The 20338-nt window shown below is 53.6% G+C and carries 20 protein-coding genes and 1 pseudogene; 7 read left to right on the top strand and 14 right to left on the bottom strand.

Annotated elements, in window-relative coordinates; genetic code table 11:
* Positions 1–5 precede the first annotated feature (5 nt).
* The 13 genes from GVN17_RS28605 to GVN17_RS28545 all read right to left on the bottom strand — a co-directional run bounded on the left by GVN17_RS28605 (position 6) and on the right by GVN17_RS28545 (position 13207).
* Entirely contained in the window at positions 6–1916 is a 1911-nt protein-coding gene (locus GVN17_RS28605) for a type IV secretory system conjugative DNA transfer family protein (RefSeq protein WP_166598632.1), read from the bottom strand.
* Positions 1917–1927: 11 nt separating this feature from the next.
* Positions 1928–2980 carry a P-type DNA transfer ATPase VirB11 gene (gene virB11, locus GVN17_RS28600; protein ID WP_166598631.1) on the bottom strand — a complete coding sequence of 351 codons (1053 nt, stop codon included), beginning with the start codon at positions 2978–2980 and terminating at the stop codon, positions 1928–1930.
* On the bottom strand, positions 2977–4200 hold the full coding sequence (locus GVN17_RS28595; RefSeq protein WP_166598630.1) for a TrbI/VirB10 family protein: 1224 nt from the start codon (positions 4198–4200) through the stop codon (positions 2977–2979). Before GVN17_RS28595 ends, virB11 begins: the two co-directional genes overlap by 4 nt.
* Positions 4197–5009 (bottom strand): TrbG/VirB9 family P-type conjugative transfer protein, encoded by an 813-nt coding sequence (locus GVN17_RS28590; protein ID WP_166598629.1) that lies wholly within the window; start codon positions 5007–5009, stop codon positions 4197–4199. Before GVN17_RS28590 ends, GVN17_RS28595 begins: the two co-directional genes overlap by 4 nt.
* 2 nt (positions 5010–5011) lie before the next feature.
* Positions 5012–5899, bottom strand: a complete 888-nt coding sequence (locus GVN17_RS28585; protein ID WP_166598628.1) for a type IV secretion system protein — start codon at positions 5897–5899, stop codon at positions 5012–5014.
* Entirely contained in the window at positions 5899–6084 is a 186-nt protein-coding gene (locus tag GVN17_RS28580) for a hypothetical protein (protein WP_166598627.1), read from the bottom strand. The genes GVN17_RS28585 and GVN17_RS28580 overlap by 1 nt, the downstream gene beginning before the upstream one ends.
* A gap of 133 nt (positions 6085–6217) precedes the next feature.
* Positions 6218–7168, bottom strand: a complete 951-nt coding sequence (locus GVN17_RS28575; RefSeq protein ID WP_166598626.1) for a type IV secretion system protein — start codon at positions 7166–7168, stop codon at positions 6218–6220.
* 214 nt (positions 7169–7382) lie between these two features.
* On the bottom strand, positions 7383–8108 hold the full coding sequence (locus GVN17_RS28570; protein WP_166598625.1) for a type IV secretion system protein: 726 nt from the start codon (positions 8106–8108) through the stop codon (positions 7383–7385).
* Positions 8109–8110: 2 nt separating this feature from the next.
* Positions 8111–10546 (bottom strand): VirB4 family type IV secretion/conjugal transfer ATPase, encoded by a 2436-nt coding sequence (locus tag GVN17_RS28565; protein WP_166598624.1) that lies wholly within the window; start codon positions 10544–10546, stop codon positions 8111–8113.
* On the bottom strand, positions 10543–10911 hold the full coding sequence (locus GVN17_RS28560; protein ID WP_166598623.1) for a type IV secretion system protein VirB3: 369 nt from the start codon (positions 10909–10911) through the stop codon (positions 10543–10545). The genes GVN17_RS28565 and GVN17_RS28560 overlap by 4 nt, the downstream gene beginning before the upstream one ends.
* A 26-nt stretch (positions 10912–10937) precedes the next feature.
* Positions 10938–11264, bottom strand: a complete 327-nt coding sequence (locus tag GVN17_RS28555; protein WP_166598622.1) for a TrbC/VirB2 family protein — start codon at positions 11262–11264, stop codon at positions 10938–10940.
* 362 nt (positions 11265–11626) lie between these two features.
* Entirely contained in the window at positions 11627–12157 is a 531-nt protein-coding gene (locus GVN17_RS28550) for a hypothetical protein (RefSeq protein ID WP_166598621.1), read from the bottom strand.
* 123 nt (positions 12158–12280) lie between these two features.
* Positions 12281–13207, bottom strand: coding sequence for a DUF3991 and TOPRIM domain-containing protein (locus GVN17_RS28545; protein ID WP_166598620.1), 927 nt, complete (start codon positions 13205–13207; stop codon positions 12281–12283).
* Between the two features lie 228 nt (positions 13208–13435).
* Between GVN17_RS28545 and GVN17_RS28540 the strand changes: the two genes are divergently transcribed.
* The 7 genes and pseudogenes from GVN17_RS28540 (at position 13436) to GVN17_RS28510 (ending at position 19053) form a co-directional block, all read left to right on the top strand.
* The gene (locus GVN17_RS28540; protein ID WP_166598619.1) at positions 13436–14038 is read left to right on the top strand and encodes an LPD29 domain-containing protein; all 603 of its coding nucleotides are present in this window, start codon (positions 13436–13438) and stop codon (positions 14036–14038) included.
* A gap of 244 nt (positions 14039–14282) precedes the next feature.
* A complete protein-coding gene (locus GVN17_RS28535) occupies positions 14283–14501 on the top strand; it encodes a CopG family transcriptional regulator (protein WP_166598618.1) in 219 nt (72 codons plus the stop codon).
* A gap of 168 nt (positions 14502–14669) precedes the next feature.
* A pseudogene (locus GVN17_RS28530) lies at positions 14670–15854 on the top strand (replication initiation protein); the annotation flags it as partial.
* A 786-nt stretch (positions 15855–16640) separates the two neighbouring features.
* Positions 16641–16964: a TrfB-related DNA-binding protein gene (locus GVN17_RS28525; RefSeq protein ID WP_166598616.1), complete on the top strand. Its 324-nt coding sequence runs from the start codon at positions 16641–16643 to the stop codon at positions 16962–16964.
* Entirely contained in the window at positions 16961–17770 is an 810-nt protein-coding gene (locus GVN17_RS28520) for a ParA family protein (protein WP_166598615.1), read from the top strand. Before GVN17_RS28525 ends, GVN17_RS28520 begins: the two co-directional genes overlap by 4 nt.
* On the top strand, positions 17763–18800 hold the full coding sequence (locus tag GVN17_RS28515) for a ParB/RepB/Spo0J family partition protein (RefSeq protein ID WP_166598614.1): 1038 nt from the start codon (positions 17763–17765) through the stop codon (positions 18798–18800). The genes GVN17_RS28520 and GVN17_RS28515 overlap by 8 nt, the downstream gene beginning before the upstream one ends.
* Positions 18787–19053: a hypothetical protein gene (locus GVN17_RS28510; protein WP_166598613.1), complete on the top strand. Its 267-nt coding sequence runs from the start codon at positions 18787–18789 to the stop codon at positions 19051–19053. Before GVN17_RS28515 ends, GVN17_RS28510 begins: the two co-directional genes overlap by 14 nt.
* A gap of 41 nt (positions 19054–19094) precedes the next feature.
* On the opposite strand, the gene GVN17_RS28505 is transcribed toward GVN17_RS28510, so the two are convergent.
* On the bottom strand, positions 19095–19808 hold the full coding sequence (locus tag GVN17_RS28505) for a SprT-like domain-containing protein (RefSeq protein ID WP_256665521.1): 714 nt from the start codon (positions 19806–19808) through the stop codon (positions 19095–19097).
* Positions 19809–20338: the final 530 nt, after the last annotated feature.

The following is a 20338-nucleotide window of genomic DNA, read 5'->3' as shown; positions in this document are numbered from 1 at the left end:
CCGCGTCAGTCAGCGATAGAATTTACAAAGGAGCTAAATAGTTCTTGCAGTTCCTCATCAGTGGCAGGTTCGTTCTCTGGTAGCTCGATTTTTTCGAAGTCAATATTGTAATCTGTCAACGATAGTTTATCTAGGTTATCAATGTCCTTGGCTTCAATTTTCCGATCAACGAACTTAACTAGCTGGCCATCTACTTCAGTAACTTCTTCAGCCTTTGGTTTTGGTTTTGGTTTAGCCACTCGCGGTGGTGGTGGAATGTATTCGGCTTTCGGTTGAACAAATGGCGGCAACAGTCTTTTTTTGAAGACCCGCTCTTTGTAGTAGAAAACCTTTTCGCACAGAATCGCGTTCATGTTTTCAACAAAGATAATTTGCCGTTTCTTGCCTATCTGGCGGACTTCTTGAGGAAGAAGCAGAGCGCGCTTTTGCTCGGAGGTATTAGTAGATCCACCTTTCATGTCGAATTTAGGGCGGGAGTGGCTTTTCGTTTTTACGGTAGTATCACCGAGCATTTCCGAAATAGTGCGAGCATGTTCTTTGTTCTTTGGGGCAAAAACAATTTCTGCGCCGAGACACTCGATAATTGTCTTTGCTACTTCAATGCCATAGGTGGCAATTAGCTGCGATATAGACTGCACAATAATGAATGGGCGGATGTTATAGCCGCCCAGGTATCCAATAGATTTAGCCACAACTGGCATACGCCCTGGTGCGGTGAACTCATCCATCATCCAGCCCAATTGATATTTCAACTCGGGGTTATCTTCGGGCATTTCGTCCATGTTCAGCTCAAGGATTTGTTGAGCGAATAGGTTGATAATCAGCGACAAATAGTCCAAGTCTTTTGGCTTAATTCCCATGTAGATGGTGATTTTTTCCCGACGCAGTAAGCGCAGGTCTACAGAGCTACGGCAAGTTGCCGCATCGACCAAGGGGTTAAGCCATAGCTCCAGCTTCGCTGTGAACGTCTTACGGATGGACGATTGAGTATTGCCGCTGGTGAAAATGAAGTCATACAGAGCTGCTTTGCAAGCGGAGCTAAGCGGGGTCGGCGTCTGGTCCCGTTGTTCGATAAGTTCTTTCCAGTGCTCACCTACGGTTTCGCCTTCGCCAAACATGATTTGGCGGACAATTTCCCCGAAGGTGCGAGGCAGGCCAGGTGTCTCAAATACATACAGGGCCAGCCCCAAGAACAGAGTGCGGCAGGAAGCAGGCCAGAACGGGTCGCCATCCGCAGGATCTGGCGACAGCATGTTGCCAATCTTCTGCAAGTCATTCACACGCAACATTGGATCATCTGAAACATAATCCAATGGGTTCCATTGCATGGTGCGCAGCTCAGGATCTACCGGGTTAAATAGAAAAACCTGGCTAAAGGTTGCTCGGAAACCCGAAGTAATCCGAAAGGACTCCTGGCGTACATCCAGCAATACCATACTGTCTGGCCAGCTAAGCATGTTCGGCTGCACCACCCCTACACCTTTACCGGACCGTGGAGGTGCACATAGCAGCGCACCAAGCTGGCCCGCAAGCATAAGGAACTTGCCTTTCCATTTGCCGATAATAAAACCATGCTCGCCCAAAAGCTTGTTGCGTTTTATTTCGGCGGTGTTAGCAAACCGGGCATCACCATGCAACTTTCGGTTAATTGGAGCTACGCACACACCCAAAATAACGATGGCCGGAATTAACCCGGCTCCGGTGCAGATGGTCAACCACCGTTTTACATCCGGTTGGTTGCCGTAGTAGATCCAATAGTCAATGATGGTTTTCGGCGTGGCGCTCCAAGGGTGTTCCCCAATCTTCAAAAGAAACCAGTACCCGGCGAGATATAAACCCATGGTTACAGCTAAGACAATCAACGCCGTGAACGCGGTAACTTTGGCTTTGTAACTATCCAGTTCATTGAGCAGCATACAGCGCCTCCTTACCCGGCTACCTTGATAGCGTATTCTGGATCGTAATAAATCTGGCTAACGAACGGCTTGCCATTGTCGTCGCGCTCGCACTGAATAACGATGTTAATCAGTGCGTACAGGTCTTTGATAATCAAGTCTTGGGAGAGTTGACTACCCTCGGGGCTGGCCTGAATCATGTTGGCCATTCGCCGAAATGCCATCTTTGGACTGTTAGCGTGAAAGCTTGCCATTGTTCCAGGATGGCCGCTGTTAACAACGTTCTGGAAAAAGAAGTAAGCTTCGTCGCCGCGTATTTCCGCGAGTAGTACCCGGCTCGGAAATTGACGCAGCGTAGAGGCTAATACGCCTTTAACGCGAATGCGTTCCGGTGCATCACTGTCCCGGCTGAATTTCAAGTTGACCTGATTGCGATGAGGCAACCGAGATTCGCGGGTATCTTCCACCGTAATCAACCGTTCACCTGCTGGAATCTTGTGGCCCAGCGCGTTCATTAATGCGGTTTTACCAGAGCCTGTTTCCCCAACAAAGAAAATGTTTTGTTTCCCTATTACCGCTGCGCAGAGGAAACCCATTACATCCTTGGCTTTGAACAGCTTCAACAAGCCCAACTCTTTTGCTGTAAGTTCCTTATGTAGTTCCTCGCGATCAGCAGCACTTATGCCACGTGTTTGTACCCATTCGGTGCGCTCGAAACTACCAAATCCGATAATTTCCTCAAGCGTGAAAGCCTTCCCCTTGGGGGGAAGGCGAATGGTGATACCTGGAACTTCGGTTACTGGTGGCAGAACAATCTCGATACGTTGGCCGCCAGGCAGTTCTGCACTGATAACAGGTTGCGGTGCCTGAACGGAAAAGTTAGCCACCAAACGGCTCAACTCCACGCACCAAGTGTAATCCAGTTCGGGCATGAGGATAGATTCCCAATGCCCGTGCTTATACGTCCAGAGTTCGCCAGGGGTGTTTACACACAGCTCGTTATAGTCGCCGCTCAGGTACGGGCCCAAAACTTGGAGGTGCAATTCAACGGTGTGGAGAGTATCCGTATCAACAGATTCAGTCATTGCTTGTACTCCAGGCTATAGACTTTGTTGAAATCAATATCCCGTGCAACGTAGATATAGATATTCGCGCCTTGGTTGCGAGTGAGGGTGTTAGGGATATTGGCGGCTTCCTTAAAAATCTCGGTGGCTAGGTCCTGTCCGCCATTTGTAGTGTTGCCCAGGTTCAGGGTGGTGTTATTGCCGCTGTTGCTCTGCTGGGTGGCTTCCAGGTAGGCGCCTACATCGTCGATAACGCTTAGTGCGACGATAGGACCCCAGCGCTCAGCCAAGTGATAGTCAATATCACCGGTAACGCCCGTGCGGCCTAGTTCATCGGTGGCCGCCGAACTAAGGTTGAAAGCCACGTTATTTGGCATTGGGGTACGGCCCCTGGTCCATACGATTGGGAGACGCCGATTGCCGCGAGCCAGGCCCATGAGCTGCTGGCCGGTGTAGATAGTGCCGCGCTCAGCCACGATAGCGCTGTGATCCGCAGACCAAAGGTCATCGGTCTGCACGCACTGCACCATGCCAACCAAGGAAGAATCCAGCGCGGGGCGAACCACGCAAGGTATGGCTTCGCCCTGGTACACCATCAAGCCAGGATCGCCCAGGCGATAAGCTTCTACGGGGTCCATCTGTGCCGATTGCAAAGACTGGGACAGTCGGTCGCCCGGATTGCCTGCCGCACCCATAGCAGACTGACCACCTGCACCGACCTGGCCACCAGCTCCGCCCTGGCCACCAGTACCGGCCTGAGTCGGATTGCTAGTCGGAGCTTGGGGGAGGGACGACGCCATGCCATCGAGCTTAAATTTCACCGGGGACGACAGGCGCTGTTCACGTTCGATCTCTGCCGGCGATTTGACCGGCTGCCCGTTGGCGGAGCCGCTGCGCGCTTGCATGTTTGGCGGTGGCGGCGCGGCCTGGCCAGCGGGTTGCTGTGGGGTCTCCAAGGCGCCGACCTTCAACGGTGGCAGTTGGGTGGACGCTGTTTGCGTCGTATCAATGTCGCGGTCTTTCTTCTCCTGGCTATCTCGATAGAGGCCCGCGTAATAGTGGAACAGGAACCAGCCACCAAAAGCGATAATGCAGGCTCCGGCGACGATATTAGTTAGGCGGGCTTGCATGCCTAACCCTTTATTTACCGAAGCAATCTTACGGTCGCCTTCAATGGGCTTCTGTTCCTCTAGCTCCTCTTCATCCTCAATATCATCTTTACGGTTCCATGGCATTTTCATTGGTCAGCCTCCTTCAATACGCGCTCAACATGCGGCGACTGGGTTTTAGTCGATGGGCGCTCGCCACCGTTGGGGTCATAGGACTCGTTGTAAACGCAAGTTACAAGCTCGCCACTACGGAAAATAAATTTCGGCTTAACGTCATGGATCACTACAACGTCGTTTTCGACGTTCCAGCTCGCCATAACTTCCTTGCCCTCTTCGTTCACATAGTAGATTTGCGGGATCTTTGCCCGCGCCGGGAACGTGACGTAAGTTGCCAGGCCGTTATCAACCACGCGGCTCGGCTCAATTGTTGTAGAGCCTTCCACGGTATAATTCACGTTTTGTTTACGGCCATCACCTTGAGAGAGCATCTTCTTGACCAGATCGGCCTGGCCTTGTGCGCGTCGCGCTTTGAGTTCGTCGTCGGGATAGCGGTACTGTATAAACTCATAACTAACTTCGTTACTTGACCTGGCTAGTACCATGTCCAGATTGTAAACGCGCTTGTTGGTTACAACGTGAATGTTCGTATTGGGGCTACCCTTTGCCGGTTTGATGAAAAAACCATTTTGAGAAGTAATCGTGCCCACTCCCCAAGCTTCAGTGTAGCCCCCGCCCATATCCAAAATCTTTTCGGCTGGACTGAACATAATCAGCGTATCCCGGCCTATCCGGGCCTTCAGCGTGACGATGTTGTACGGGTCATAATCCACGAAACGCACACGGTTATCCTGTTGAGCGGCAACCGGTACTTGCGCGGCGTTGGCCTGGTAGTTCCAGGCGCAACCGAGCAGCAACGCGAGGGCAATCGGCGTGAGCTTCATATTCAGTCCCTCCCCTGGTTAGGCGAGTAGGCCGGGGCCGACAGACCCTGGCGCGGGGCGGCAGGTGCGGCGGCAGGCGCCTGGCTACGGGCCGTGCCGCTTGAGGCGGTCAACACCTGATTGGTGTTGTATTGAGTGATCTGCAAACCAATGTCGTTAACGCGGCGCTGGGCTTCTTCCTTCGGCAGATTTACCATTTTAAAACTAACGTCTGCTACCCAATGGGTAGTGGTTGGCACGCCGTTTTGGGTCACGGTGCGTTGGAAGTAAATCTGCGCGGTATCAACAATTCCCTGATTGTTCGCACGCGGCGAAATACTTTCAATCGTAACTTTTACCGTGGCGCGGCTACCATAAATGGTAAGCGGGCCATTTGGATTATCCGAGTCCCAGTATTTGGCCCACTGCGATTGCAGTTGAGGTGACATAAAGGACGCTGCACAAAAGTAATCACTTTCCGCCATATCGCGAATATAACGTTCTCGGCAGATTGAGAAAGTATTCAGCGCTCGCCGCAGTAAGGCGTCCTCGTATTTAACTTTCACTTCCGTGAGCGACATAAGCGGATTAATCGCGCCGGTGGTTTCATTCATCACAAGCACTTGCGGCGGCGGTGGGGGGACCATCGCTGTTTGGATCGCTTCGTGTGCGACCCACAAAGCACCGAATGCGAACACTACGGCCCCGGCCGCTATGCGAATGGCCCAGGCTTTCGCCTTCTCCCTGCGTTCGACCTCAGTGTCAGCCCAGGACTGAGATGCCTGGAGTATCTGCTGTATATCGTCGTGGGAATCCACGAAGGTTTTGATGGTCCCTAGGAACCGCTGTAGCGCCTGGTCATCGGCGCTTTTTTTCGCGGCCTCGGGTGTCAGCTTTTGGCGGGTTTGCATTAGCCGTCTCCCAGGTCAAAAGCATTAAAGGCAACGGACTGGCCGCAGCTTGGAAAGCTGATACCGGCCTGCCGGTCAGCGTTGATTGGGCGGCGCGCTTTGCCGTCACACGACGGCGGTTGATGGGCGCAACCTGTGGCCGCAACGATGGCGGACAAGACAACAACACGAAAAACGTTTTTCATTTTTACATTCCTTACGCGCACAAAAAAGACGGATACATAGCAACACTTTACTATGTTCCGTCTATGCAGAAAAGGTCTTTCTGTTTGTTGAGAGGCTTCACTGCCTAACGATTCCTTGCTTGCCGACCAGTGGTTATGCGCGATCGATACGCCCGCCACGTGGGCGTTTGCGCTCTTTGTTGCCGATATTGGGCATGCGTTTAGGCATGAGGGACCGCAAATGTCTGGTAAACATGCGGGCTGCCAGCCGACCGGCGCCGTAAGAGTTGATCGATACACCACCGGCGAGCCCTGCGGCTTTGGATGGGATCTGTGCCAAGCACAAAAGTGAGATAGCCCCTGTCACCAGGAACGGGAACAGTTGGTTAATCTGTGCCGTGCTGGTGATGGCGGCAGCGCCCGTTGAAGCGCGCTCATACAACGTCATAATCAGAGCGTTGGCGGCGATGGTCATCACAATGACCAGTGCATAGTTAGAAAGCTGCTGAATCCACCGACTAAAGAAATCAGAAGTTGCCTGAAACATTAGCGAAAATATGAACAGCGGTCCCAACGCCATGATGATAGCCAATGCGATTTTTGACGAAACGATCAAGAAGCAAGCATAAGCAGTAACGACGATGGTCTGCGCCCATACAAGGATAGCGACCATGTACATGCCTGGATCGCCTACGAGAATACCGCCCTGGTCCCAAAACTTCTTACCGGCGGTGAATCCCTTCGCCAAGATGCTATCGAGAGAGCCAAATATGGTGGTGGTGTTATTTGCCCCAAAGAACGCATTCCCTAGCTCCAGCGGTGCGACACTGAAAGTATTCACAACATAGGAGTTATATGCGGCAAACTGAAAGCCTACATATAGGATGCACACCATCTTGAGGATGCGCTGTAGGCCATCCATCATGGGTTCTTGCTGCCCTGCACCACGAAACAGGGCATAACCCCAAAACATGATGTAAACAGCTAGCAAGGTGTTCACAGCGGGCGCGATGGCGTTAGCCACGTTGACCACGTTTTGCGTAATGAACGTCGTGGTCATGCCATCCACGAACGTCAGAACTTGAGTGTAGGTTTGCGTAGCCATAACCAGGACTCCAGGTTAGCGCCCCTTGTCCGGGGCTTTCTTGAATGAGTCCGGGGCGCTGGTATCCAAACTTGGAAAGTCGGCCTGGCCTGAGCGTTCAGCTCGGCAAGCAGCGTCACAAACTACCTTATCTTTCTCGTCCCAGCAGCCCGACAGACAGACCAGGACAAAGGCGAGAGCGATAAACTTTTTCATACTTTTCTTTCCGTAGAAGTTAGTTAGATGGGATTGACGTATCAATGGCTGGGAAGTCCGTACTTCCACTAACCTGCATACGCAGTTCGTTTTGCATCTGCCGTGCGGCCTGGTCATTGGCCTGAGTCAGTTGTTGCACGCTTTGCAGTTGCGCCTGGTCATTTGCAAGTTTCGCTTGCTCCGACTGGGCGACCGCTTGAAGGTCCATGATCGCTTTAGGGTCTGTTTGCGCATTGATGCTGTTGGTCAGGCGCTCCAAAGTCTGTATGCGAGTGGATGAGTTCGAATAGGCTGCTTGCCCTAGTGCCTGCTGGTTAGCGCTCATGTTGCGCATTTGCGACAGGTACGATTGCATTTGAGGCGACAAAGACGCTGCTTCGGAAGAAGAAAGTACCGCTTGAGACTCGCGAATTTGGGTGGCCGAATTGGCTAGATCCCCATAGGTCGGCCCGCTATTGCTGTTGAGCAGTGCCATCCCCTCGGCCCAATTCTCCGGCAGACCATTGCGTGGGGAGTCCGACAACAATGTACCCAGGCCGCGACTACCAGTGAGCGAACTGTATTGGTTCTGCGCGACCCTCAGATTATTCTCAATCTGAGTAAGCTGGTTTGTCATAATCACGCCATTGGCAATTGCTTTCTGAATGGCGAGCGCGTCAATTACGGGTACTACGTCAGCTATGGCAGCACCTGACGCAATAGCGGAAGCCAGGCCAATAGCGATAGTCAGTCGTTTGATAGTCATCGTCATGATTTCCTGTCTGCAACTTTGAAATGAGGTAACCACTGTTCTGGTTTATCGCCGTATTCAGCACGCAGCCGGTCAACCAGGGCAACGGTATGTTTTTTACTCGACAGTACGTCGAGTTCGTATTTCATCCCTTCCATGTCGAATCGGCAAACAACCGAGTTGTGTCCCTGTTGAAGGACAAATACCCGACTGGCTTCGGGATCGGTTTCTTTCACCAGTTGAAATACCCGGTCAGAGGTGCCGAGTTTTTTGTATTGTGCGTAATCGGCTTTGTCGTTTGGAAATAACACCTTATTCGGCGTTTGTTCAATGAGCGTGTCCGAAATAGGGCTGCTGAGCGCATCGTTAGGCGACTGAGAGTCCAATACTACAAAACCATTGTTCTTACGAATGGTTTTGAGCTGGTCCTGGACGAACGACTGAAAAGGCGGGTCTCCCAGGGCTTTCCAGAACTCCGCAATGAACAGTGCAAACCGGCGACCGTCCACCAAGGTAGATACCAGGTGGAAGAGGTACATGTTGATTGGTGCGCGCAGTTCGTCGTTGTTGAGGAACGCGGTTACGTCGAAGCCTGTAATGAGGCTTTCCCCTAACGACGCCGCCAGGGTATCGATCTGGTTGTCAAAAACCCATGCGTTCTCCCCGTCCGGTTGGCCGTTTTTGCGCGAGTAGCACCAGCGCTGCAAGCGGCGATAAATCACCGAATTTTGATCCAGGTAATCCAGCACACGACCCAAGCGGCGATGTTCCAAATCGAGCCGCAGGACGGAGTTTACTGCCGCTTCGATTTGCTCCACTTCCCCTACTTCCAGGGCGCCCACGTTGCCCTGATGCGCACCTAGATACAAGGTCAGGCGCTTGAGGAAAGGCCGAGTAATGGGATTGTCCAGGTCGAGCTTGTAGGGGTTCCAGTTGGTCTTTACGCCGCTCTGAACTGGGTAATACTTACCACCCAGCGCGCGGATGATAATCTCGGTATCCCTGTCTTTCGTAAACAGCACACAGGTAGCTCCGAATTTCAGCAGCATCGCCAGGTTAAAGGCGACCCAGGCGGTCTTACCTGAGCCAGTTGGACCCAATACCATCGTATGGCCAACGTCCTTAACCTTAATGTCGTTCTTATCCTGCGGATCTGACGCATGGAAGGAGAAGTAATAGGGTGTCCCGGCCGTGGTCATGTACATGGTCAGAGCATCCCCCCAATGATTATTGGTGAGACGCCCAGCCGGAAAATTATGCATTGGCGCGAAGCCGCTAAAATTCTTGCTGTTAATGCCAGAAACGCGTGGGCGGTCTTTAAACTGGCCAGGGAACTGTGCCCAGTACGCGGCAACAATTGCCAGGTCTTCACGAACGGCCGTCATTCCAGTGCTGCCCAAAATATCAATGGCATCGGCAACGTTATCGTTAAGACCTTCAACCGTATCCGACTTAACGAACAAATTGAAGTGATGTTGTCCCATCACGATACGACGTGATGCCAGGTCGTCTAGAGCATCGTCAATTTCGTCAATCTGCGACGTGGCGTCATCCTCAGCACTTTCCATGCGATCTTGCGCAGTCTTCATCGTCCGGCGCGCTGTTTCCTGTTTGATGAAGCTAAAAGATTGCGTCAGCACGAAATCATAAGGTGCGTTGAGTAGGTCATTAAGGAAAACAGAGGTCGTTTCCGGGGGATAGGTACCGATGCCCAGGAGCGCGCCATAGAACGTGCTGGTAGCCCCGCGAACTTCTACCGTCTCGTTACCCCAGAACGGCCTTGCCGCAGCCACCAGCTTACGCAGGGGCGCCTGGGCGATGGCCACGCGCTGCCATTTGCCATTGAGTAAGAAGCCCATCAGCTCCATGGGTTCGGAGCAGTAAATCCCCTGATGCTTGTAGATACCCAGCTTTTCCACATCATAGCGGCGCAGGCTGCGCATGACCTGCCGAACCACCTTGTTCAATACTTCGATGGCTTGCAGTCGTTCGGCTTCGCGAGTGACCTTATCGGCCTTCGAAACCATTTTGAATACAGTGCTTGTGAAAACCGAGGGAAACGGGCGGTAAACTACGGTTAAATACAACTCATTGACGCGCAGTTTCTCACCGGATAGGCGAGACGAATATTTCTCGTTTAGGTCCTTTGCAAAACCGTCGGGAAATTCACCGGGCGGATACTTCGTTTCCCGACGGCGAATAATGTGTTGCCACAATGCGATGTTATGGCTAGATATATTTTTGAAAAGCGCATTCAGGCGCTTATGCCAGATATTCAACTGTTCATCGTCAGCGCTTTCAAAGCTTGCGCCTGTCAGTCGAATAACCTGCATGTAATCACGATCCTTTGTCATGATCGTATGTTCGTCAAGGTGAACTTCAAACGGCAGCTTGTCAGAGACAGGCGGCTCATTCTTAATCACCTTTTTACGTAACTTGTCGGCAAAACTCATATCAGACCCCTTTTCTGTAGTTTGCGAAGTTTTCGCTTGCTCAGCTTCTTACCTACATTGAACTCTAGGGGGCTGTAGGTCGCCGCTCTCCAGTAAAAGAAATTGCCCACGAACGTAAACGCTTTGGTTCGACCCCAAAGATAGATGAGTTCAAACGCGCGAGGGTCATAAAGACAGATGGCGTAAAGCACCAAGTGAATCGGAAAGAACATGAGCAGCCACAGCAGGTTTTTCGTGAATACGAAACACTCAATTGTGAACATCATGTTGATGATGAATGCTTGCCAGGTGACTCCCCAGCGCATTGTGGGACGCGTAGGCCCCACGAATAAAGTATCGACCAAAATCCCGTCGTTCTTTTCCATGTGGGGCCTCTCTTGATGCGGCTCGGTTAAACGCCAAACAGGCCGCGAATCCAGGTAACAATCTGGTCGCTACCGAACAGCAGAACGATGCCGACGATGGTGCCAACCAGCCACATCCAGTGAATTTTGCCGAACAAGGCCAGGACGCCCACGACCATAACGGCGATACCTGCCACCGGCGTAAGCATCGCCAGCGTATCAGCCGACAGGCCGGTGGCGCCGGTGGTGAAGGGATTCGCCGCCATGGCGAATGCTGGGAAGATTGACCCAATCACGGCGGCCACGAACGCCAGGAGTCGGCGATTCTTAGCCAGGGAGCGGGTCGAGGTGTTAGGTGTCATCTGTACTGTCATAGTCAAGCTCCAATGATATAGGTGTCTGGTGGCATTTAAGCCCCCGGATATAGCCAGCCAAAGTGTTCAAGTTAGGCCAAAGCCTCACTTGTTTGCGTGCATTGAATAAAACGTTCTCCCCTTCTTTCCAAGTTAAAATCACTACAAGTCCAAACTTTTCGGGTGTCATCTGCCGCAAAATGAACTGCCGTATGGCGTTGTTCTTCGCTGCGTCCTCAAGCTGGTCCTCATACATAGCTGTCATTTCGGTGGCCTCTTGTGCGTTTTGTGGGGCCGTCATCGTATCCTTTTGCAACGATTTCGGCCTCACGTCTGCGCACATCGACGCTACAGGTTTCGGGGTACTGTCCCCGCGCTTATGGTTATTTTGTGGATCCAGAACGGGCCTCCTTGTCACCGGCATTAGGTGAGTCGTTCAACGCTGCCCCGTCGTCCTGGTCTTCCTCGGGAGTGGCTTGGGGTACGTTCTGTTTGCGGTGATATACGTCCCAATAGGGAACATCTGCCGGTGCTTGGGCGCTGGGACTAGGGGCCTCGGGTTGGGCCTCGGGAACGAACGCAGCACGACGGGGACGGGCAACCTTTCCACCCAGGCCGTCTAGCTCGCGTTGCAGCGATTCGATGTTGTTACTGTGCCCCAGGGCTTGAGCAGCAATGGCTTGCACATCTTCGGGCGATTTTTGGGCCTTGATCGCGGCCGCCATTTCGGCGTTCGCATCGGAGAGGGATTTTTTTTCCGTAGCCAGCTCGTTGGTGAGGATCGAGCGTCGTTGCGCATCACGATCCTGCTGGGTGTCGCCGGTGACAACTGGGTAGGTTTCGGCTTGTGCTGCGCTGGGTAGCGCGTAGGTAGCACAGATGGCTGCTAACAATGCGAATGGTGCCAGTTTCATAACCCCTCCTTGGTCCGGCAGGCCGGACATTGCTTACTGTGGCTATGAACCTACAGCAATGCCCTTTCTGCCGCAACACTTTTGCGATAAGTGCAATATGAATTATCGCGTGTCTGTCCTGCTTCACCTTTCCGGCTCAGCTTCCCGCTTTCCTGGCGCGTGATCCTTCATGGCAGCGCGCACGGCTTTAAGCTCGATATTCCAATCCTTGCCAGCGGTCGGGCGCTGGCGCTCCACCTGTTGGCTTACAGCTTCTTTCAAGCGGTCCCCAAGGCGGTCCCCAGCTTTGTCGGCGTTGAAGCCATCGACAATTTTGTACCCTTGGCCTTCCAATTGCTTGGCGGCGCCTTGGAGAATATCCCTGGTGCTTCCTGCGGTACCTATTACCAATGCCTCCGGGTTAAGCGCCTGGTAACTCATGGCTTCGATAGACGACTCGACAAATACCGCCACTTTCGAGGCTGCTTTACCGGTGAAGTACAAGCCACGGTCGCCGCGTATGCCGTGAAACGGTTTGCTATATGTCCCGCGAAGTTCTGCGCCGGATACTGTTCCGTCCAGATCGCGTAAGGCAAATACAGCGTTCCCGTATTTATCGCCCCAGACACGGCCCTTTTCGATAGCGGTATTGACGATTTGTTCAGGGATGCCACGCGTATTTGTGAGGTAGTTCCTCACTTTCGGCAGTTTGCGGGGATCTTGCTCGGGAATTTCAAGCTTCGGCTTGGCCGTTGTGTCCAGGATTTTGGTGGCCTGCTGGCGAGCTTCTGCCTGGTAAGTCTGCACTGCGGCTTCCCGGCCGTGGGTTCCCCCCAGCCAAGCTACAGCGTCTTTGAAACCAAAGCCGCCCAGGTGCATCGCCAAATCAATAGCACCACCACCACCCTTGTCCGCGTCGTGGTTGTAAAACTTTTGGTCCGTAACCGTTATCCGGCCCGCGTGAGTTTTCCAGTTGTTCTTGGGGTCAGCTGCATCACGTATCCCGCCGAACCCTTCAATGACGCTGGCCAGCTCAATCCCTCGAGCTTTTTCTATGTCTGACTTTTCCATGGGCGTCCTCCGACAGAAGATCAAAAGATGCTACTACGGAAAACAAATTTCCGCATCGGCAAAAGCACCTTAACACCCGACAAAAGGTAAAGAATGCTATAGACTTACCCTTAAAAGGATCAGTATAATGGACCCATGCAGACAAAGGGCTGCATAAGCAACGAAGCCCCGGTCGGCGGCAACCGTACCAGGGCTTCTAATCACAGCTAACTAGATGGGAGTTATGCCATGACTACTAAGTATCTTACCTGCGCTGACACCGCAAAGCTTGTTCGTAAAGCCCTCAAAGAGTCTTTCCCGGACGTTCGTTTCAGTGTTCGCAGTCATACCTATTCGATGGGCGCGAGCATTACCGTTGCTTGGAATGATGGCCCGAACGCCAAGCAGGTAGAGGCCGTTACCTGCCGTTTCCAGGCGTCTTACTTTGATGGCGGTATCGACTATAAGGGTTCGATTTACCACATGATGCATGGCGAAACCGTGTCCTTTGGGGCGGATTCGATCAACGCTTGCCGCACGGTATCGGACGCTGCTGTAGAGCAAGCTATTGACCGGGTGTATCGCAACCTGCAAAGCAACTTCCGGGAAGCTGGTATAGCTAAACCTACGGTCGAAGCGTTCCGCGCTGGCCAGCTTTGGGCCACCGTCTTGCCCTCGTATCACCTGAATGCCGGCGACAGCCTCCAAAGCGAGATTTGCGCCTCTATCAATCGCCACAGTGACCGTCTGCGCGGCCTGGTAAGTCAGACGGCCCAAAGCGTGTTCGTCACCCATGACGACGGCTATAGCCGACAATGCGGAAGCGGATTTTCCGCAGTAACCATCCAGTAACAAGCTGGCCCTTCGGGGCCAGTTTTCTTTTCCGGGGCCAGCCTCCTTGCCCGGGTTTCTCTCGCATGCCTGTGGTTTGTACAACCCAAAAAGTGGATTGTACAAACCAATTACGCCGCCCAACGTGTCAGGCCCCGGACATGAAAACTGCCCAGGCACACAGGGCTGCACTCGTTAGCTTGACGTATAACCGTTTAACCGCTACTTTTTGGCATTAGTTAAACGGTATAACCGGAAAACGACTATGACCGCACAAGCGCAAACCATCATGGCCACGAAAGTGGACGACGCAATCAAGCGGCGCTTCGACTCCGCGATGCGAGCGCGCGGCACCACCACTTCGGCGGTGTTACGCGAAGCGGTGTTGAGGTATCTGGACGAGTTGGAAGCCGGTATAGAGCATCCACAGTTCAAGCTGAAGCTGGACGGCCCACAGGCCGGAGAGAAGACCCCTAGCCACTGACGGCGGGGCAAAAAAAAAGAGCACACACGTCTTGATATCTTGGCGGATTCGACGTGGTGCTCACCTGTTAGGTGAGAAGAGTATGGATTCCTGCGCAGCTATGTGCAAGATGGGGCGTGATTTATTTCGCGTCCGTCTATCTACTCACCGCCATTCTGGCGGTGGGTTATGGCCCTAAGAGTCAGCGATTCCGCTGTAATCAAGCGGCCCAATGAACGGTATTTCTTGGATGGGACCGCGTTAAATCGCGTCCTGCAGGAATGCCCGTACCTGTCCCGATGCAGTGACGACAAGACCGCTACGCGCGTTCGTCCGCGTGAATACGCGGTCTGCTACCCGTATATGCAGATCAATCGGGAAGGCATGGTGTCATGGCTTATATTCGACCTGGACCACTTCAATTCGCTGATATGGGACGATGCTGGCTTACCCCCGCCTAACCTCATTGTGCGCAATAGGCACACCGGCGCGGCTCACCTCTACTACGCGATTATACCGGTCTGTACATCGGACAATGCGCGCAGCCGCCCTATCAATTATCTGAAGGCCATATACAAGGCGTTCGTTAACGCTCTAGACGCAGATCCCGACTACCACGGCGGCCCGGTTGCAAAGACGCCTGGCCATCCCTGGTGGCACACCCAGGAGCTGCATAACCACGTCTACGAGCTGGCCGATTTGGCCGAGTGCGTAGAGCTTGAACCCATTACACCATGGGGCAAGGGACCGGACTACGAGGCCGTCAGCCATTCACGCCATTGCACGCTATTCGAAAACCTCCGGTACTTCGCATATAGCATCGTCAATCGCGAGCGTGACCAGGGCACGTATGACCATTTCGTTAACCGCCTCACAGCGCATGCGCACAACGCCAATCGGTTTGGCGGCCGGGGGGCATTCACATGCGACCTGCCGCTATCCTCGATCCGCTCAACCGTCCGCTCTGTAGCCCGCTGGACCTGGAGCCGATACACCGGCAACAGTCGATGCCATCGCGGCGTGATGGAGCTGGACAAGTCGCTGCCCCTTGTCGAGCGTCAGCGGCTAGCGGCTAGGCGCACGCACCAGGAACGGCAGAACGCCACAGAGTCAAAGATACGTGCCGCTTGTAGGCAACTGCACCAACGGGGCAAACCCCTTGCGTTGACGGCAATAGCGGAGCTTGCAGGCGTCACCCGGCAGACAGTGGCCACCTATCGCCACGTCCTCAACGAAACCCGCGCGCACAACGTTATACAGCTCAAGCTTGGCCACCTTGAGCACCAGGCCAAATCTGAGCCACCGGCAATTCCAGGGACCGGTCAATCAATTCAAATTAGTGATGTTAAGCATGGTGCCAATCAGATACCTGCCCCTAGGCGGCGCGGTAAGCGTCGGCCTGGGCAAGTGCTTTTAGGCTTAGACGATCCTCAAACAGACAGTGTGTCCGTTAGCTCGGGGAGTGGTTCGACACACTTAACCCCACTATCTGCCCATTCAGACCTGCAAAGCTCATGCGTTTTGTTTCAGCCTATGCCGGTTAAACCTCCTGGCTAAGTGTGTCGTCCGGGGTGAGGTCCTTGGCACGTATTGCGGTGTTCTTGCATACTGTTCATACATCCAGTTTTAGGGCTTCGCTGTGTCCTGGTTCCTTTCCGATGATTTGCCCGAAATCCCTGCTGATATTCTGTATCAGCTAGAAAATCGCTTTGATCGAGGTGATCCGGGAGACGTAGACGAGATTGAGCGTGAGCGCTCTAGCGTGCGCCGCGTTGTCGCGATTAATCAGCAGCTCACATGGCGGGTAGTCCAGCTTCAAAACGAGCTGCACACGGCTAATACCAGCATTGGCTATCTCAAGGGCCAAGTTCAGGATCTGGTCAAAAGGCTTCACCTTATGGGTTATGAGCCATCCCACAACCCCCCTAGCCCCCTTCCCCAGCGCAGCCGCCAACCCTAGCTGCGCGACTCTTTCCGGCAGAACAGCGCCACCACGGAAAGAAAATGGCGAGCTACACATAATCTCTAGCCGCTGCCACATCTATACATTTATCTCTTTACTATCCATTTAAATGTACCTAATCTATAGCTATCCCAGGCGGCAACCTGGACAGCTAACGAGATGGGAGTTAGTGACTATGGCTAGATCGAGGCAGAGTCATGCGACGAAAAGAGCGACTTACCCCGCAGGACTTCGACACACTCAAGGCGCATATGGGACCGCGCTGGAAACCGGCGAACGTCGAAGCGGTTCGGCAAGTTTTGGTGGATGGGCGCAAGCAAAAAGACATTGCGACGGAGCTTGGCGTTACGGAAAAAGCCGTTTCGCAGATGGTGAAGAAAGCATACGACTTGCACCAGGAACACGGCACTGCGCCAGAGGGTTGGGTTTCAGTGTTTGCCACCCTACCCCCTGACCTGGCCGAACTGGTCAGAGCCATGGAACAAACAGCGCGGGCAACCTTGAGCAGAGGCAAGCAATGAACACACCACGCCGATTCAAACAGAAAGCATGGGCGAATCAGAAAGGTGGCAGCGGGAAATCCATGCTGTCTTACAACGATGCGTTTTACCTGGCCGAGAGCGGGTATCGCACCCTTTACCTAGACGGCGACGAGCAGGGCAACGGTAGTAAGCCGCTAGGCGAGTACGCCGTACCAGGTATGAAATCGTCTGACCTGTTCCAGCAGACGCCGCTGGAGCCTATCGCCCTGGTCGAGGGCCAGAACCTCTATGTGTTGATGGCGGACAAGCCTGGTTTGATTAAAGCCGAGCGCAGCGCCCTGGATGACGATGAAATGGTAGACCTGGTGCGAGCGCAAATTGCCCGGATCGCCCGCGACTTCGACTATGTGGTAGTCGATACGGCAGGCTCTAACAGCCGTATTGCCAACTCGCTTTTGGTTAGCAGTGATTATGTGGCGATTCCGTGCCGGATTGACTCCTACAGCATCGACGTGGCCAAGGACGTGCTTACCAGGATTGCGTTCATCCAGCAGGAATGGAATACCAAACTTGTGAGCTTTGGCATTGTGCCCAATGAGTTCGACGCGACCCAGCCCGCGCAAATTGATTGGTTGAAGCAGCTTATGACCCATTACCGCAAACATCTGTTTGGCGGGTACGTGAGGAAAAGCGGGGCCTATAAGGAAGCCGCGGCTGAGGGCGTGCCGGTATGGCGTCTGGAGGACGAGAAAGGCCGCGTGAAGACTGCCGCCCGCACAGCGGGCAAAGAAGTGCGGGTAGTTTTTGAAATGATGCACAAGCAGATGGAGCAGGCGAATGGCTAGAAAATTGGATCTATTGGGGCTGGCAAATTTTGAACCGACCCCGGCCCCTGCTCCGGTAGCAGGGGAAGACGGCCAAGTGATCGAGGTTGCGATTGATGATGTGATCCCGGACCCCGGCCAGCCTCGTAAAAAGTTTGACCAGGTGAAGCTACAAAAGCTCGCAGAGGTCATCAAAGCCAGTCGGCTCAACCAGCCGGTGACAGTGCGGCCAAAAAATGCCGATGGCAAATACGTCATCGGTTTGGGGGAACGCCGTTGGCGCGCCTGCAAACTTGCTGGCCTGGCCACGCTACCGGTTCGTATCAGTGAGCAAATCGACTGCTACGACCAGGTAACGGAGAACACCGAGCAGGAGCCGCTAACGACCATGGAAGAAGCGCGGTTTATCGCGTGGCGTGTAGCGGAAGGCGATAAAAAATCGCTTATCGCTAAACGCCTCGGGATGCGCTCGGACACAGTGTCGCAACTCTTAGCGCTGGCCACCGCGCCGGACTTCATCCAGGCGCTTGGCGACGACAAGGCAGTAGGTGGGCGTACGCTGTATGAGCTTGTCCAGGCTCACAAGGAGTTCCCCGCCGAGGTCGAGCGCTACGCGCAGGGTGAAGAAATCACCCGCGCAGGCGTAGGTCGGTTGTTGGAGCAGTTGCGCAGCCGAGAGGCAGAAGCAGCTGCCCAGGCCCAAGCGTTGGAACAAGCCCAGGTGCAGGCCGCGCAGAACACAGGTGGAGCACCAACGAACGAAGAGACCAAGCCGCCGAAGCAAGAAGGCGACCGTGACAAAGAACGCCCCTTAGACCTGGAAAACTCAAACCAGGCACCGGCAGGGGCAACGCAGCCTGTAGCGGCGACCAATCAGGTGACCAACTCAGGCAGCACCACCGTAAAGGTGCTGCTTAACGGGCGAGAGGCTACCTTGGCCCCTGCTGGTTTGGTCCAAGTTGTTTATGCTGATACCGGGGAAATAGTCGAGGTTGAATTATCGACCGTTCAAATCGTCGGTGTGGAGGAAATCAGAAATGAAAGCTCGTGACGCTGTAACAGGTTCGGCGCGACTGGCGGCGTTTTCGCTGCTGTCGCTTATTCGCCCCGTGGTTGTTGGTCTGCTGGAAATCATCGCGGCACTGTCGCTGTTTAGCTTTTTGGCCTGCGCCCTATTTGGGCAATGGTTTGTCTTCACGGTCATGCTGCTGACCGGCTTGGTTGCCACTGTTTTGTGCTGGAGCTATGACGCGTTGTTAAGCCGCCTGGTGCCGTTCAATTACGGCCTGCTATCTGACGGCTAAAGGGGCGCAACAGGGGCCGCATGTGCGGCCTCTTGCTAGGCTTATGACGGCTCGACCTCGGCAAACCGCTGTGAGCAGTCCCCGCAGATCAAATGCAAACCCGGCTTTGCCCACACGTTTATTTCACATGCGCAACTGTACTTAGCCCGCGTCTGTTTGGTCGGCGCCGGTGCCGCTGTGGTCTCGGGACTTAAGATGTTCGCGGGGTCTACGCCTTCTACGTCCCCGTCAAGTGCAGCCTGTAAGGCCGCTGGGTCTACATGACGCCATGGGTAATGGTCTAACCAGGTGATTCGGTATGAGGTGGCCAGCAGCTTATCAAGTGCTTTTTCAAACACGCCGCCTTCTATTGCGTAGTCTGCCATGCGTTCGCCGGTTTGCTTGCCGCCAGGCTTACCCGTGTCGCTTGGCATGAGGCCAACGGCTTTCATCTTCTCACCCCACTCCCGGTTGTGGTAACGGCGCCGCCCAGGCTTGCCAAAATGGTGCTGCCACAGGTGGACCATTTCATGCACAACCGTTTGCATGACTTCCTTTAAGGACACAACGCCAAAATAGGCAGGGTTCAGCGCGATTTCATCGGTGAAAGACTTGTCTACCTGGTTTATGAACCTGGCCGCCGAGAAATAACCGTAGGTTTTCTTTTCACGCTGGAGAGTGATTAGACAGGTCGGCAACTGCCCGTCGAAAAGCTCCGCATTGAAATGCGCGTAAGCCCGGTCGAGTTCGTCGTAAGCATCTTTTGTAGGAATCATGGCCAATCTCATTTTGGATTGTACAAACCAATTTTAGCAAATTCGGGGGTCTCAATCCATAAATTTGGTTTGTACAATCCAAAATAAAACTTTGTCATGGCAAAGTTTTGGACGAATAAGACAGGTCAAGAGAACCCAACCGGCCCGCCTGCCCTTGATTCGGAACGGTGGAGCGGTTCCTTTACTTTCGGCCTTCAGGTGGCGCTTCGCTCGGCATGGTGCGGGAGATGGGGGCCAGATCAAAAGCCTAATTTAGAGCGCGGGGGAGACCTGGAGAAAACGGCCAGTGAATTTGTTTTCCGTAGCAGCCTATGGGCGTGAAGCCACCGCCGCAGGTGCTGGTTTGTACAATCCAAAAATAAGTCAGGCGAACAAAATCCGGCAAGCCACGCTTTGCGTGGCAGAAGCCTGAACCGCGATTGCCACTTCTACGTTTCCGTAGAAGTGGATGCCCTTTTTGCCATGGCAAAAAGAGGCTTGGTGTAGTAGCGGAATGCAGGATAGACTGTCGTCGACAAGGTGTGCCACCT

Origin of the sequence: Pseudomonas sp. SLFW, from assembly GCF_009905615.1 — a bacterium.
Classification (GTDB): Bacteria; Pseudomonadota; Gammaproteobacteria; order Pseudomonadales; family Pseudomonadaceae; genus Aquipseudomonas; species Aquipseudomonas bambusae.
The sequence above is the reverse complement of the archived record's forward strand: the minus strand, read 5'-3'. Positions and strand labels throughout refer to the sequence as shown.

What these genes read in the sequence shown, in the direction of transcription:
- GVN17_RS28605 (WP_166598632.1), bottom strand. Translation starts at nt 1,916, where the DNA reads ATGCTGCTCAATGAACTGGATAGTTACAAAGCCAAAGTTACCGCGTTC.
- virB11 (WP_166598631.1), bottom strand. Translation starts at nt 2,980, where the DNA reads ATGACTGAATCTGTTGATACGGATACTCTCCACACCGTTGAATTGCAC.
- GVN17_RS28595 (WP_166598630.1), bottom strand. Translation starts at nt 4,200, where the DNA reads ATGAAAATGCCATGGAACCGTAAAGATGATATTGAGGATGAAGAGGAG.
- GVN17_RS28590 (WP_166598629.1), bottom strand. Translation starts at nt 5,009, where the DNA reads ATGAAGCTCACGCCGATTGCCCTCGCGTTGCTGCTCGGTTGCGCCTGG.
- GVN17_RS28585 (WP_166598628.1), bottom strand. Translation starts at nt 5,899, where the DNA reads ATGCAAACCCGCCAAAAGCTGACACCCGAGGCCGCGAAAAAAAGCGCC.
- GVN17_RS28580 (WP_166598627.1), bottom strand. Translation starts at nt 6,084, where the DNA reads ATGAAAAACGTTTTTCGTGTTGTTGTCTTGTCCGCCATCGTTGCGGCC.
- GVN17_RS28575 (WP_166598626.1), bottom strand. Translation starts at nt 7,168, where the DNA reads ATGGCTACGCAAACCTACACTCAAGTTCTGACGTTCGTGGATGGCATG.
- GVN17_RS28570 (WP_166598625.1), bottom strand. Translation starts at nt 8,108, where the DNA reads ATGACTATCAAACGACTGACTATCGCTATTGGCCTGGCTTCCGCTATT.
- GVN17_RS28565 (WP_166598624.1), bottom strand. Translation starts at nt 10,546, where the DNA reads ATGAGTTTTGCCGACAAGTTACGTAAAAAGGTGATTAAGAATGAGCCG.
- GVN17_RS28560 (WP_166598623.1), bottom strand. Translation starts at nt 10,911, where the DNA reads ATGGAAAAGAACGACGGGATTTTGGTCGATACTTTATTCGTGGGGCCT.
- GVN17_RS28555 (WP_166598622.1), bottom strand. Translation starts at nt 11,264, where the DNA reads ATGACAGTACAGATGACACCTAACACCTCGACCCGCTCCCTGGCTAAG.
- GVN17_RS28550 (WP_166598621.1), bottom strand. Translation starts at nt 12,157, where the DNA reads ATGAAACTGGCACCATTCGCATTGTTAGCAGCCATCTGTGCTACCTAC.
- GVN17_RS28545 (WP_166598620.1), bottom strand. Translation starts at nt 13,207, where the DNA reads ATGGAAAAGTCAGACATAGAAAAAGCTCGAGGGATTGAGCTGGCCAGC.
- GVN17_RS28540 (WP_166598619.1), top strand. Translation starts at nt 13,436, where the DNA reads ATGACTACTAAGTATCTTACCTGCGCTGACACCGCAAAGCTTGTTCGT.
- GVN17_RS28535 (WP_166598618.1), top strand. Translation starts at nt 14,283, where the DNA reads ATGACCGCACAAGCGCAAACCATCATGGCCACGAAAGTGGACGACGCA.
- GVN17_RS28525 (WP_166598616.1), top strand. Translation starts at nt 16,641, where the DNA reads ATGCGACGAAAAGAGCGACTTACCCCGCAGGACTTCGACACACTCAAG.
- GVN17_RS28520 (WP_166598615.1), top strand. Translation starts at nt 16,961, where the DNA reads ATGAACACACCACGCCGATTCAAACAGAAAGCATGGGCGAATCAGAAA.
- GVN17_RS28515 (WP_166598614.1), top strand. Translation starts at nt 17,763, where the DNA reads ATGGCTAGAAAATTGGATCTATTGGGGCTGGCAAATTTTGAACCGACC.
- GVN17_RS28510 (WP_166598613.1), top strand. Translation starts at nt 18,787, where the DNA reads ATGAAAGCTCGTGACGCTGTAACAGGTTCGGCGCGACTGGCGGCGTTT.
- GVN17_RS28505 (WP_256665521.1), bottom strand. Translation starts at nt 19,808, where the DNA reads ATGATTCCTACAAAAGATGCTTACGACGAACTCGACCGGGCTTACGCG.